At 44.5% G+C, this 13,690-nt stretch carries 14 protein-coding genes and 1 tRNA gene; all 15 read right to left on the bottom strand.

Going from position 1 to position 13,690, the window contains the following annotated elements; translation table 11 throughout:
* Positions 1–36: 36 nt before the first annotated feature.
* The gene (gene tilS, locus FED51_RS00485; protein WP_053432323.1) at positions 37–1,425 is read right to left on the bottom strand and encodes a tRNA lysidine(34) synthetase TilS; all 1,389 of its coding nucleotides are present in this window, start codon (positions 1,423–1,425) and stop codon (positions 37–39) included.
* Entirely contained in the window at positions 1,406–1,858 is a 453-nt protein-coding gene (locus FED51_RS00480) for a threonine/serine exporter family protein (protein ID WP_010896266.1), read from the bottom strand. The genes tilS and FED51_RS00480 overlap by 20 nt, the downstream gene beginning before the upstream one ends.
* A gap of 15 nt (positions 1,859–1,873) precedes the next feature.
* Positions 1,874–2,629, bottom strand: a complete 756-nt coding sequence (locus tag FED51_RS00475; protein WP_010896265.1) for a threonine/serine exporter family protein — start codon at positions 2,627–2,629, stop codon at positions 1,874–1,876.
* Positions 2,630–2,662: 33 nt separating this feature from the next.
* Positions 2,663–3,646: a serine/threonine protein kinase gene (locus tag FED51_RS00470; RefSeq protein WP_053432324.1), complete on the bottom strand. Its 984-nt coding sequence runs from the start codon at positions 3,644–3,646 to the stop codon at positions 2,663–2,665.
* Entirely contained in the window at positions 3,609–4,349 is a 741-nt protein-coding gene (locus FED51_RS00465; protein ID WP_053432325.1) for a vWA domain-containing protein, read from the bottom strand. The genes FED51_RS00470 and FED51_RS00465 overlap by 38 nt, the downstream gene beginning before the upstream one ends.
* A gap of 158 nt (positions 4,350–4,507) precedes the next feature.
* Entirely contained in the window at positions 4,508–7,000 is a 2,493-nt protein-coding gene (spoIIE, locus tag FED51_RS00460) for a stage II sporulation protein E (RefSeq protein ID WP_010896262.1), read from the bottom strand.
* A gap of 420 nt (positions 7,001–7,420) precedes the next feature.
* Positions 7,421–7,494, bottom strand: a tRNA-Met gene (locus FED51_RS00455).
* Positions 7,495–7,630: 136 nt separating this feature from the next.
* Positions 7,631–8,044: a S1 domain-containing RNA-binding protein gene (locus tag FED51_RS00450; protein ID WP_010896261.1), complete on the bottom strand. Its 414-nt coding sequence runs from the start codon at positions 8,042–8,044 to the stop codon at positions 7,631–7,633.
* A 74-nt stretch (positions 8,045–8,118) separates the two neighbouring features.
* The gene (locus tag FED51_RS00445; protein WP_010896260.1) at positions 8,119–8,499 is read right to left on the bottom strand and encodes an FtsB family cell division protein; all 381 of its coding nucleotides are present in this window, start codon (positions 8,497–8,499) and stop codon (positions 8,119–8,121) included.
* Positions 8,500–8,504: 5 nt separating this feature from the next.
* Positions 8,505–9,101 carry a spore cortex biosynthesis protein YabQ gene (gene yabQ / locus FED51_RS00440; RefSeq protein WP_010896259.1) on the bottom strand — a complete coding sequence of 199 codons (597 nt, stop codon included), beginning with the start codon at positions 9,099–9,101 and terminating at the stop codon, positions 8,505–8,507.
* A complete protein-coding gene (yabP, locus tag FED51_RS00435) occupies positions 9,098–9,409 on the bottom strand; it encodes a sporulation protein YabP (RefSeq protein WP_010896258.1) in 312 nt (103 codons plus the stop codon). The genes yabQ and yabP overlap by 4 nt, the downstream gene beginning before the upstream one ends.
* A gap of 177 nt (positions 9,410–9,586) precedes the next feature.
* Positions 9,587–9,853 carry an RNA-binding S4 domain-containing protein gene (locus FED51_RS00430; protein ID WP_010896257.1) on the bottom strand — a complete coding sequence of 89 codons (267 nt, stop codon included), beginning with the start codon at positions 9,851–9,853 and terminating at the stop codon, positions 9,587–9,589.
* A gap of 2 nt (positions 9,854–9,855) precedes the next feature.
* The gene (gene yabN, locus FED51_RS00425; protein WP_053432326.1) at positions 9,856–11,331 is read right to left on the bottom strand and encodes a bifunctional methyltransferase/pyrophosphohydrolase YabN; all 1,476 of its coding nucleotides are present in this window, start codon (positions 11,329–11,331) and stop codon (positions 9,856–9,858) included.
* A 20-nt stretch (positions 11,332–11,351) separates the two neighbouring features.
* Positions 11,352–12,953: a putative polysaccharide biosynthesis protein gene (locus FED51_RS00420; protein WP_053432327.1), complete on the bottom strand. Its 1,602-nt coding sequence runs from the start codon at positions 12,951–12,953 to the stop codon at positions 11,352–11,354.
* Between the two features lie 138 nt (positions 12,954–13,091).
* A complete protein-coding gene (spoVT, locus tag FED51_RS00415) occupies positions 13,092–13,631 on the bottom strand; it encodes a stage V sporulation protein T (RefSeq protein WP_010896254.1) in 540 nt (179 codons plus the stop codon).
* Positions 13,632–13,690: the final 59 nt, after the last annotated feature.

The following is a 13,690-nucleotide window of genomic DNA, read 5'->3' as shown; positions in this document are numbered from 1 at the left end:
TCAACGCAAAAAACTCCTTTTTATACTCTCGTGACTTTAAACGTAGTCCTCCAAGCGAACATCCTTGGGGGTAAAGGTAACTTGGAAATCCTGTTTATGTTTCTGTGAAGGGTGATTGTATAACCCAGGCACGGATACAATCTCTGAGGATTGATTGAAAACAAGAGGCCAGCGATCCCTTACCTCTCTCTCCACTTTTTTGTCAATAAACAGGCGACTGACTTTTTTCGTTCCTACGGAGAGGACGATTCGATCCCCTGTTCGTCTAGATCGAACAGTAAGTGGAAAGTCACTAGCAGAACACGTAAACGTAAACGGAGACACAGAGCGAGGACCACTGACCAACTGCACGACACAAAATCGACCAAAAGGGGTAGAAACTTGGCCCTCACCTTCTATTACTACTGGGTAAACAGGAACTGGTTGCTTTTCGCCTGACGCCCTCACCCACCGAATTTGTCCGTAAACCCTCTCGACGGTTATTCCCATCGGTAAGTGTAGTTTCGTCCCTGTTACATCGTTCCGAATTAACGTTTCGATTCGCTCTATATGTATGAACCCATTAGCTGGAGAATCATTTGTATAAAGATATTTTAATATTAGATGAATCATCCTCCTTTGTAAAGGGAGACCCACGTTAAGAAAGGCGTCACGATCAATTGTCACGAGATGTTCATCTTTATGCAATAAAACGTCAGCTAATGCATTTTCCGCTAAATCAAGAAGGAAGCACTCGTCCTCCTCCTTCCATTCACTGATCCGCCTAAAATGTAGATGAGCATTTGGGTTTTCTCCCCGAATGAAAGGAATGATTGTGTGCCGAAAACGATTTCGGGTATAGCTAGAGGCATTATTTGAAGGATCTCGCTTGGGTTCAATATTCACTTCTTTACAATAGTGCTCAATTTGTCCTTTAGTTATTCCTAAAAACGGACGGACAATCAGAACATCCCCAACTTCTCGCCTAACTGGAATCCCACCTCGACTTAGAGGAAACGTTCCACGCACCTGCTTCATTAATATTGTTTCGATTTGGTCATCGCCATGATGGCCCGTCGCAATAAAGGCAGCACCATGCTTTTTGGCTTCAGCTTCCAGCCATTTATAACGAAGCTCTCGTGCCGTTACTTGAACCCCCTCACCGCTCATTTCCATTCTTTCCTTTACAGGCAGACGCGCACTCGTAAACAGAATGCCGTGGCTGAGGCAAAACTGATGGACAAATGTCTCTTCCTCATCAGCTTCCTGTCGTAGTTGATGGTTACCGTGAGCCGCCATTACCGTAATGCCAAGCTGCTCTCGGTGAGAAAATAAGAAGTGGAGCAAAGCCATCGAATCAGGCCCTCCTGATACTGCTACGATCACGAGCCCTCCAGAAGCAAACAGTCGGTGCTCCTCAATAAAATTAAGAACGTCCTGTTTCATAGCGCTGGCCGATGCCTCCTTTTCTAAATGAAAACACTGCCAATGCAAACACAAGCCCTGCGGCAATAGCACCTGCTTGTAGCATTGTTTCAATGCCTAGTTCTAGTCCGAGCAAATAATCGCCTTCCACGAAGGCTAACATCGTAAAGTAAGCCCGACTCCCAGGCACAAGGGGGATAATGCCAGGAATGCTAAACGTGGTGACAGGGACCTTATAGTACTTTGCCAAGAGGTGCGAGATCGCTGCACTTGCTAAGGAGGCGGCTGCAGTCGCCACGATCGGCGATGCACCGTATATGGGAAGTAAGGAAAACACTAGCCAGGAGTTAGCGCCAATAAATCCTCCGATCCAAAGGACTTGTTTTGGTACATTAAATAGAATCCCGAAGGCAACGGTAGCGATAAACACAAAGAAAAGCTCAATAACAAGCACCTAACAATCCCTCCTTTATGACAGGAGCGCAATCGCTAGCGCAATTCCTGTTGCAATTGATAACGATGTAACAAAGCACTCTGCTCCTCTAGTAACACCTGCAAGCAAATCACCTGAAATTAAGTCGCGAACAGCATTTGTCAGAGGGATGCCAGGCACTAATGGCATAAGGGTCCCAATGATGACTTGATCCACATTCTCCCCAAGGCCAATGAGGACAAGTAAAATGGCTACCGCTCCTCCAGTAAAGGCAGCCATAAATTCAGCAAAAAACCGAACCTTTAAATAGGATTGAAGATGAACAACCGCCATGCTAGCGACAAATCCCGCGATAAAAGCAGGTAAAGTATCAAACAAATTCCCGCCAAACAAATAGGAAAAGGCTCCTCCTGCCACCCCCGAGGCGGTGTGCAAAAGAAGCGGCGAATAGTTCATCGGTTGTTTCGCTATGTTCTGTAATTTTGTTAAGGCTTCGGCTGCATCAATTTCTCCATTCACAAACTCACGGGATACTTGATTAACCAAGGTGACTTTATTAAGATCTTGCATCCGATCATCCACGCGAATCATTTGCATAACATCCCCTGCTCCTTCTTCTTCGAAGGACAAGAAGATGCCCGTGGTCGTCACAAAGCTGTGGACGTTCCGAAATTGACCCGCCTTCGCCATTCGCTCTAAAGTTTCTTCCACTCGATACGTTTCCGCACCGTTAATGAGCATAATTTCCCCGGCAAGCATACAAATATCCATCATTTCGTCTGCTCTTACCATCCATCATGCCCCCATTCTACACAAAACCTATCATTACATGATTTGTCCAAATAAGTATAGGATAGATAGGAACAGAAGAAAAGAGGCTATTAAAAAGATTTCAACAAAATAGGAAGATTTTTTTTCATTGCGACGATCATTTTTGCTTGCTCGTTTAGCGGCACGGCTCGATCTTGTTTTTACAGAGGAGGTTGTTTCTTTCCCCGCATGGTTTAGTGCCTGGATCATGTCTTCACGCATCTGATGCGCGGTTTCGTATTTTGATTGGAGCGCGCGAAGCATGATCGGGCGAAATGGTTTTAGTTGAGGAATGGAGTCCATTTTCCTCTTCATTTGTTGCAGTGGCTTATCTTCCTTCTTGCCAAAATGTTTTCGGTCATAACAGTGCAGCATGATCATGGCCACTGCAAATAAATCATAGGACGGCTCTGCTACTCGTGTCCCTAAGCCCCAATAACCACGATCATAAAATTCGGTAAACTCTTTTATAGATCGCCCTAAAAGGGTCGTCCCACCTACATCTAACCAACGAATTCGAACAGGAGGGCCTGTTACTAGTAAGTTATCAGGCTTTAAGTCACCAAACGCCCAGCCAGCCTGATGCAATCGATCTAAATCCCCCAGCAGCTGGACGATGAGTAAGCCCAACCACTCTTCTCCTTTGGCTGCCATGAATTGTACAATGTTTGTGCCTCTCACATACTCCATTGTATAAAAAGGGATCGTTCCGCGGGACGTGACAAAGTCATCTACATCAAGCAAGGAAGGCCCAAGTCGTTCTCCTTGAACCTTCTGAAAATGCCTTAACACGTTCACTTCAGACGTAATCGCGTAATGGCTATCTGCTACTTTTACCGCAACGTTCCCATGGATCGACTCCGCCAAATAAACGGTGCCCGTCGCACCTGATCCTATTTTTCGAATGATCCGATAGCGCTGCTTGTGCCATTTCCCAACGATTCGTGTCCCGCTCGGGAGATTAGAGGCCAGACTCTTCAGCTCGTTGTTCTTCATCATTGCTCAGTAATCTCCTTCTTGAGCCACGTCTACCAAATTGTTCGATTGCAAATCGTAAGGCTGGCCCAGTTGGTGTAATCCCTCCTAATGACAGCTTATTAAAAATATTGGTCAGTGAATGAATGTGGGGCGTCCAATCTAATTGTTTATCCACATCTTTTCGTTTCCCGGGAAATGAATAAACAGAAAATTGGTTATCACCCATTCTGGACGTTAAACTTATGGAAAGATCCGTCAGTGCATCTTGTACCATCGGCAGCTTGTTTTTCATGCTCGCACTAGTATCTACTAAGATGAGCACTTGCAGGGAAACCGTTTCACCGAGCTCATCTACGACTTCCATTACTTGCCCTCTTTTTTCTGGTGATAAACTTTCCATCTCTGATTCTTTTCCAAAGATTTGTTGTAACTCTTTATTTACTACACCGTGAAGGGTCTGTGTCATTGCTTGTCTGGTCACCATTTGTACCGTTTGTGATAATTGCTTGGCGTAAACAATCTGGCTTACGCCACCCCCAGCCATGGCAATAGCATCTACTTCTTTCGTACCTTGCTCACCTAAGTGATTATCATCTACGACTCCTATGACATTAACGACAATTCCTTGCTCTTTTGCTAACGCTGCTATTGCTACAGGATCTTCACCATGATTAGAACATCCGTCTGTAAGCAATAAAATTTGCTTTAATGTACCTTTCTCCATCTCAACCCCTCCTATGAGACTCATTACTATCATGCTTGTCAAGGAGGGAGATTTTTATACCTTTACAATGTTGCCACTTGATTTAAAAGACTTGTTTTATTGCCATATCCTCTCTCGCAAAAATCTGTTTTCTTATACAATAATCATATACATTCATGTTATTGTGCCTTCTTCCTAAGAATACGTTTTGGCTTATGCATGGGGATCGCCGCCCATTTTGGCATGTTTCGCTTCACCTTTGCTACGATGATCGTCATATCATCATCAATCTGACCTTTTTCCGTTCGTAGCACTCGTTCTAGTAACAAGTCTGCTAGCTCTTGTGGATCGTCTGTCTCCATTTCTGAAACGAGACGCTTGATCCACATTTCTCGGTTTTCTACATGACGGGGCGCTTCCAAAATTCCATCGCTCATCATAATGAGCAAATCTCCCGCTTTTAGCTGCTCACTTACGACGTCCACATCAAACTCTTGAATAATGCCCATCGGCAAATTACCAGCCTCCATTTTGATTACTTTGTTGCCTCGTTTAATGAAGCTTGGGATTGAGCCAATTTTCAAAAATTTTGCTGTAGCATCATGCAAATCAATCATCGCTAGATCAAGTGTCGAAAACACTTCATCTGTCGTGCGCAACGATAATACGGAGTTGATGGATTTAATCGCCACCGTTTCTTCGATCCCCGACTGTAAAATTTTTTGTAACAGCTGAAGCGTATCGTTACTTTCTAAATGAGCTCGTTCACCATTGCCCATTCCATCACTTATGGCGATTGCGTATTTTCCCGATCCTAGCTCAATGGTCGAATAACTATCTCCAGAAATCCAGCCGCCCCCTTTGGCTACATGGGCAACCCCCGTTTCCACAACAAACTGCTTCGCAGAACCAAAGGATACATGCTGATAGCCGTTAGGGTAATAATGTCGCTCTTCATGTTTGACGATGATCGTTTCACCTAACATGTCGGAGAGCATTGGAGCAATGATCTTCTCTGCCTGCCCGTGACCAGAATCATCAGCTATGCTCATGTCGATCTCCATATTTCCTTTTTCGAGTTGAAAAATATCCACATGGCCAATCTCTAAGCCAACACTCCGTAAAGCCTCTAAAATTTGCTCCTCCTCTAGATGATGCTCCTGACGCTCTTTTTGAATTTCTTTTGCAAAATCCCCCATCACTCGTGACACACCCAGGAGTTGATCAGCTACAAGTTTCCGACTCTCCATCACTTGGTGCCTCAGCTTCTGGTGCGCAAGGTGTTGAGTATGCTCTTGTTGGATCGCTTGCATCACCTTATCGGGTTTAATGCAATGCTGCTTCCATTCAACAAGTAATCTCTTATCTATGACTTCCCCATTTTTTTCAGTTTCGATCATAAGCCGTTGCATCGCATCATAGGTTGTATTAAAGTTACGAACCCAGCACTTTTCCTTTTTAAAACACGCTTGGCATGTTTTTTCGGTTACATTACTTAGTACGTAGTCCCACTCTTTTTCCGCATCCTCTGTAGCAGCACTCGTAGGTGTAGAAAAACTGGTCGACAACGTTTGGAAAAGATTTGAGAATTGTTCGACCCTTCCTGCTGTGATATCGCGGATTTTTCGCAAGTATTGCTGCTGCTCTTTCGAATACTCTGTCGTTCCAGGAATGTAGCGAGCGATCGCATGGATCCACCCTTTTGGCGTGATCAAAAAGATTGCAATGGCAACTGCTGTTTCCATCATCGTTAGTTGAATATTGGTCCCCCCTTCACCGTAGAGACCGATCAACATCGTACCAACAAGAAGTCCGAGGCTGACACCTACTTTCTTACCTTCTTTTAGTAGACCACCAAGAAGACCAGAAAATGCAAGGAGGCTCATTTGATAGAGACTAGCCACACTCGCTAAACTCAAGATTAACCCTGTAACAACGCCTACGGTCGATCCGATCGCTGCACCTCCAACGAATGCGAAGATTAACACGAGATAACGGGCAAACATATGCTCAACTGTTAACCCATAGAAGAACCATCCGACCGTACCCGTCATAACAGAAGCAAGTAAAATCACAAGACATACAATCTCTTCATTCCGCAAAGGCTGCTGAATACGTTTAGCCGTCAGCAATGGGACACTTTGCAAAAAGATCAGTGTTAAGATAAAGCTTAACCCACCCTCAACAATCGCCATCATGACTGCATAGTTTGAGATAGCCCCTTCAATTAAATAGACTAACCCTAGCCTAGAAACCACGCTGGCGATCAATACCGAATAGGGGACGATTTTTTTTCGTTGATCCGTAAAGCGTTCTGTTACCTTTTGGAAGAGGAGGAATGCGACCATGGCCACGATGACAAAGCCAACCTCTTGGTGAAAGCTCGTAACAGCGCCGGCAAACATAGCAATCGCCGCAAGCATCAGCTTGTCCTTTTTCAATAAATAAACAGCGGCTAGGAATGGAACAACAAACGGCGTCAACTCTTCTAAAATGACCGCACGCCCAAGCAAAAAGCCGACAATCGCCAGGAGCAACCCCCATTGATAAAAGACAATCGCTCCCCCTTTGGTAAGAGATTGACTAACTGACCGAATGAAACGATTAACCCGTTCTACCCCTTTCCACTCCAATCTAAATCCCACCATCTCTTTTGTTAGCTTCCGAATCATTATCATCCACCACCCATTTTAAGATCGTGACTCCATTAAAACATGTCCAAAAGAAAGATTTTGTCAAAATGGGAAAGTGAAAACAAAGAAATGTTCGACTCATTTCGGCTCCATTCAGACTGTTTAGCCAAAACGACTGATGAGTTGAATCGAGGAAAACGCACAATCTTGGAAAAACGAAAGACTGATAGGGAAATGTGAGGAAAGAAAAAAACGAGCAATAATTGCAAAAGTGGACTGATCGATATTTCATGAAGAAAAGCAGATACGATTAAAGGAAATAGAAGCGAGGAAAACTTTCTTAATGATCAAGAAAACTCGGTGATGCCGAGCCTAAGCTGGATAGATCGTGAAGACTACGCCCATTCCTAGTGCACCTTAAAAGCCCTACTCGTTTACACGAGCAGGGCTTTGAAAGAGTAGCGGCGGAGGGAATCGAACCCCCGACCTCACGGGTATGAACCGTACGCTCTAGCCAGCTGAGCTACACCGCCATAGTGTGAATTTGTTGATTGCGACATGTAATAATATATATGATGACCAAACAAAAGTCAATATCTTTTTTTATCAAGGAGAAAGACAAGCGAATGCTTGTCTTTCTCAACATTGTATGATCAAGCGAGCAGCAAGTTACCCTCGACGGGCGCCGCGTCCACCACGCTTTGACTCTGTTTGCCTTTTAATCGTAGCAAGGCGCTCTTCGCTGTCTTTCAAGAAGCGAGCCATTTTATCTTCAAATGATGGGCCCGGACGATTTGTACGAGGACCGCGATTTCCACCTCCATGTGGGCGTTTCGGTCGTTCAGGCTGATCAAGGGCTTTTCGGATAGAAAGTCCAATTTTCCCATCAGACTCTACATTTAAAACCTTGACTTGAACCTCCTGTCCAACTGTCAACAACTCATTAATGTCCTTGACATAATGATCAGCAACCTCGCTGATGTGCACAAGACCTGTAGAACCACCTGGCAACTCAACAAATGCACCAAATTTGGTGATTCCCGTTACCTTGCCTTGCAACTTGCTGCCAACTTCAATTGCCATGAAAAAATTGTTCCTCCTTAAAGTAGCTAAAAATCTTCACTTTGGTATAGTATACCCGATCCAAAAAAATGGTGTCAATCTGAGGATGATTTAGGCAACTTAAATAGCGTTTCACCTGGCTTGGTCATATAGTAGTCTCGCCTTGCAATCTCTGCAATAAATTCTTCGTCGTTGTAATTTTTAATTTCTTGTTCAAGAAATTCTTGTTCCGCATGTAGTTCATCGAGCTTTTGCTCAAGGGCTATTTTTTCTTGTTGTATATCCTCTAGCATTTTCGCTTGTGTTTGCAACGTCATAAAGGCAAAAACACAAAGCAATACAGACACGATTCCAATGGCCACAAGTCGACGAACCAACCCACGGCGTTTCCGCTTTTGCATTTCGAGATTTTGTTCATGCTGCTGGATATATTGCGAGTCAATTTCACGAATTCTTGATGGTTGTTTTTTGACCATGGCCCTCACTCCTTTTGAATCCATTTCCACAGCTTTTTCCAAAATCCTTTTCCTTTTTGAAAAAATGTTGTGGACTGAATCTTATTGATCAGCTTCTGAATGCCTAAAAGGCGGTAAACTACCTTTAGCCCCCAAAAGATAGGTTTCCATATCAAATTTAGCAAAAAGTAGAAAATAGATAGGACCGCCGATATTATCATCATACACAAGCGATAAAGAAGATTCAACAGCCACTTGATCGGCGAAACGAAAAAGATATGGATCATCTTTCTCCCAAACCGATAAAGCGCTAGTACGAACTGGATACCACGCTCCAATAGCTTCTGATAAACTTGGCGAAACAATGCTTGATAGGCAGCATACCCACAAAGAATAGCTAAAAATATATAAAAGCGAATTTCCCCTTGGTTGACTTGAAGGAGGACATAAAACAGAATGAGCCCTTGAATCAGCCAAAAAAGAACATCGTTGATAAACTCAAGCCAGTGAAAAAGCATACGGCGGCGCTTTGAGAACCGGTGATAGGTATCAATAGCTGCGCCAAGCCAAACGCCCATCGCAGCCATTGATAGCATCGTGTAAAATTGAATGGTTAAACTCACTTGAACAACTTCCCAAAGAACCCTTTAGATTTTTCTCCTTGGCCCTGTTCAAGGTACACCATATCGAAGATCTTTCCTTCGATCGACACCAGTCCTTCCTCTACATTTAAATTTTTCATATGCAGATTGCGCCCACGAATCGATAGAAAACCCATTTCTGTCTCAAGCAAAAACTCCTCATTGTCAAAGCTTTCGACTTGCTTAACCCCCGTTATATCAAGTGTTTTACGATTCCGCATCGTCACATCGTGCTCTTTTGACCGACGTTCATGTCCCATAGGTCTGCCGAAGTCATACTGCTGGTCCATTCCGATTCCTCCTCATTACGACTTTACTGACAGTCTATGAAGGGGGAACCAAAGATAGAACAAGCCCCTTAATCTGATTCTGTTCCTATAAATAGATATAAAGACCCATCCCTTAAGATCCAACTTGAAAAGCACCTTCCTAAAATGCAAAACCGCCGCATAACGACGGTTTTTCTTTTACTCACTTTTAGAAATCGGCTCTTCTTTTTTTACTTCATATAACGTGCTTGCTTCTTCTTTCCGAACCGTTTCTTTCACATTTGTAATTTCAACAGTGACAAGCTTTTGACCGAAACGAATCACAAGCTCATCCCCTTCCTTCACGACAGTCCCTGCTTTTGCTACGTTTCCATTGACCGTAATTCTACCTTGTTCACAAACTTCTTTCGCCAATGTTCTCCGTTTAATTAACCGGGAAACTTTTAAAAATTTATCGAGTCTCATTCTTACTCCCCCTGACTTTCACTTTCTTTTGCTTGATTCCAAAGGACGTCCATTTCTTCTAAGGAACTTTCTTCGAGAGTGTCCCCTTTAGCAGTAATTGCCTGTTCAATCGACTGAAAGCGCCGCTTGAACTTCTCGTTCGTTCGGTGGAGAGCCTCTTCTGCGTATATATTGTAAAACCGGCCAATATTTACGAGGACAAACAGTACATCGCCGAACTCTTTTGCCATTTCTTGCGAGTGTCCCGCCTGAATTTCCTCTTTAAACTCATGCAGTTCCTCGTCAAGCTTCGCCCACATCGGTTCCACTTCTGCCCAATCAAATCCTACCTTCGCCGCTTTCTTTTGCAGTTCAAATGCTAGCATTAAGCTTGGCAAGCCTTTCGGAATTTTTCCAAGGATGGACGTACTAGCTTGATCTTCGCCCTTCTCGGCTTTCTTTATTTCATCCCATGTTTCGACTACGTCTTCTGCATCCTCTACCTGTCTTTCACCGAATACGTGGGGATGACGGCGAATCATCTTTTCTGAAATAGAACGAATGACATCCTCGATTTGGAACCAACCATCATCCTCGCCAATTTGAGCGTGCAGCAAGACCTGAAGTAAAAGATCGCCAAGCTCTTCAACAAGGTGATCCTCGTTTTCTTCATCAATCGCTTCAAGTACTTCATACGCTTCTTCTAATAGATATTTTTTCAATGATTGGTGGGTTTGCTTCTTATCCCAAGGGCAGCCGTCAGGCCCGCGAAGCGTCGCAATGATCTGGCGCAACGTTCGAAAGTCTTGATACAGTATAACCTCATCCTCAACTGGCGGGACGTATACCGCCGTTAAATTACTGATCGTCGTCACTCGATCAAGCTCATATAATGGCACGGTCTCTAGCTTTTCATTTTTTGTTCCAACAGCGGTTGCCACTGTCACCTCGTAATCATCTGGCAAAAGCTCCATAAGTGTTAATTTCACATGGGATGCTATCATCTGATCATATACTTGACAAATGACAATGTGCTGCGTTACGTGCACTTCATCACGCGAAAGCATCGTCCCATCGAGCACTTGACATCCCTCGACCGGATCGATCTTCAATGCGGAAAACATAGGGTCTAAAAAGCTTTGTCCCCCTAATATCTTCACCGTGACGCGCCCTTCCCGTTCAGCTTCTAGCAGCAGTTGAACCGTTCGCTCCGCCACGAGCGGATGCCCAGGTACAGCATAAAGAATCTCCTTGCTTTTGGCCGCCTCTAAAAGTTCGGCAACAATGGCATCATAGACGGCCTCAAATGTCTCATGCTGCTCATAGATCGAATCAAAAAAGGTAAAAGAATGCCCTTCACCAATGAGCTCTTCTATTACGGGATGATCCTTTGTCCTCACATATAGATGATCCTGATTTAGAATTAAGCGATATACCCCGAGCGGTAATTGTTCTAAGTTTCCTGCTCCAAGGCCAATGACCGTAATCGTATGGCTCATCTTCCCACTCCTTTAGCTTCTTACGTGTTACCAAACAAATGGTTCATTCGCTTCGCCCACTTTTGTAAGGTCGGCACCATGTCCCATTCTTTCTCACTAATGACCTTGCTCCGCAATACGGCAAACAGAAAGCCTAAGATACCTGCAGCTACTGTGAGCAGAACCATCAATAGCGCTTCCATCCGCCCCTCTCCCACTACTAAAGAGAGCAAGTAACGGCAAACACTCGCAGGGATCGCCATGGCGATAAAGCATACCAACATCGCCTGTGCATTAGCAACTAGACGCGCAAGGCCGCCGTACAGTTTCGAAAGGGCGACAACATTTATCGTTGCCATTGTAGCGTATGCTGCGATCGTCCCAATCGCTGCACCGACCGTGGTGAATGCTGGAATGAGGACAACATTTGCAACCATTTTGACAAGCAAACTAACCGCAAGTGCGATCATCGGAATGTGAACATAACCCGATCCTTGGAGCAAGGCAGCTGTTACAACAAACAAGCTCGCAAAAAAGATAGAAAAGCCGTACACTTGTAACACATGTGTTCCTTCGCTATTCCCGAACAACAGGATGTTTGTTGGCTCCATTACGATGAACAAACCAAGTGCAGCAGCCCCTGAAATGAGAATCGTAAACCGACAAGCTAACTCTGTGAATGTCCGAGCTTCTCTCAACCTTCTTCCTTGTACTGCTTTTGTCATAAACGGAACGATTGCAAGTGAGAAGGACGTAGCGACGACGATGCCCACTTGAACGAGCGGCTGTCCTCGATCATAAATTCCTTTTTCAATAAATGCCCACGTCCCTTCGATTCCTGCCACCCCTAGCAAGCGGATCATCGTGAATGCATCTACAAGCGGGACGAGCACAAAGACGAGGGAACTTAAGCAAATGTACACACTTTGCCTAAACCATGGCGTGTTTCTGTTCCCCTTCAACATCCGAAGATTTTTCCGAGATAACCACTCTCTCCAAGCAATTGAGCGATACCCGATAAGCAAGACGATGATAGCCCCGACACTGCCAGCAATTGATCCGAGCGCTGCACCGACCGCTGCATCATAGCCATCGCCCCCTTGCGACATAAAAAGACCTACGAGACAGAGAATACCAATCACGCGAATAATCTGCTCGGTCACATGAGAAAGGGCCGTCGGCTCTAGTTGATGATGCGCCTGATACACTCCACGAACGACCGATAAAAGGGGGATGAGCAAGATGGAAAAAGCCACGGTCTGCAGCGGTGCAGTTAGGTTTATATCTCCCATGACGAGGGCTATTCTCTCGGCAAAAACATACAAGGTACTAAACATGGCAACAGATAAAAGAATGAGTCGATAAAAGAAAAAAGAGACCCACGCCTTCGCTTGTTCAACTTCCCCACGCTCCAAATAACCTGTCACTACTTTGGATAAATACACAGGGAATCCGTACATAGCGAGAATCATCGCAATCCCGTAAAAAGGATAAATTTGCTGGTAAGCATAAAACCCTAAATCTCCAGCCATGTTTTGATATGGCACGCGATACGCCGCACTTAACACCTTCGCGAACAATGCCGCAACAGAAACAGAAAGCGCCCCACGCAGAAACGGACGAATGGTTTCGTTGTTTTGCATTGGCGTTTCTCCTTTTTTTTCTTGTCATTATACCATAGGTTGACATATAAAGTTGGACGTTTGTTAGCAAAACTTGGATTCCAACCAATCGCTTAAAGTAGAAAAGCCATTCCTTCCTCGGAAAGAATGGCTTCGTGATTATTGCTCCATTTGACGGGCAAGGAAGCTCGCTGCTGTTTCTGCCAGCTTTTGTTCCACTTGTCCTTGTAATGTTTCATCTTTATTAAAGATCACCACTGCCCCGATTGGATCTCCATTTGCAATAATTGGTGCAATGACGCAGCCTTTAAGTTCTTCTTGCTGTTCACCAACAAGGTTGTATTCGCCCGCATCTGTATGGACGATTGATTTTCTGTCGTTCATTGCCGACTCTATCATGTCCCCGATGCTTTTATTTGTATAATCCTTCTTCGAGCTTCCAGCCACCGCGATGTACGTATCACGATCAGCGATAAGCACACTATGATTCAGACTGTCGTAAAGCGCTTCTGCGTATTCTTTTGCAAAATCACCAAGCTCAGAAATAGGCGAGTATTTCTTTAGGATGACTTCTCCATCACGATCCACAAAAATTTCGAGAGGGTCCCCTTCGCGGATGCGCAACGTTCTTCTGATTTCCTTTGGAATCACTACACGCCCCAAGTCATCGATCCGTCGAACAATTCCTGTTGCTTTCATACCTATGATGCCTCACTTTCTTCTGATGGAATAACTTCTGGATGTAAGTAAAGATGATC

It is taken from the genome of Halalkalibacterium halodurans (assembly GCF_005671335.1).
Classification (GTDB): domain Bacteria; phylum Bacillota; class Bacilli; order Bacillales; family Bacillaceae_D; genus Halalkalibacterium; species Halalkalibacterium halodurans.
The sequence above is the reverse complement of the archived record's forward strand: the minus strand, read 5'-3'. Positions and strand labels throughout refer to the sequence as shown.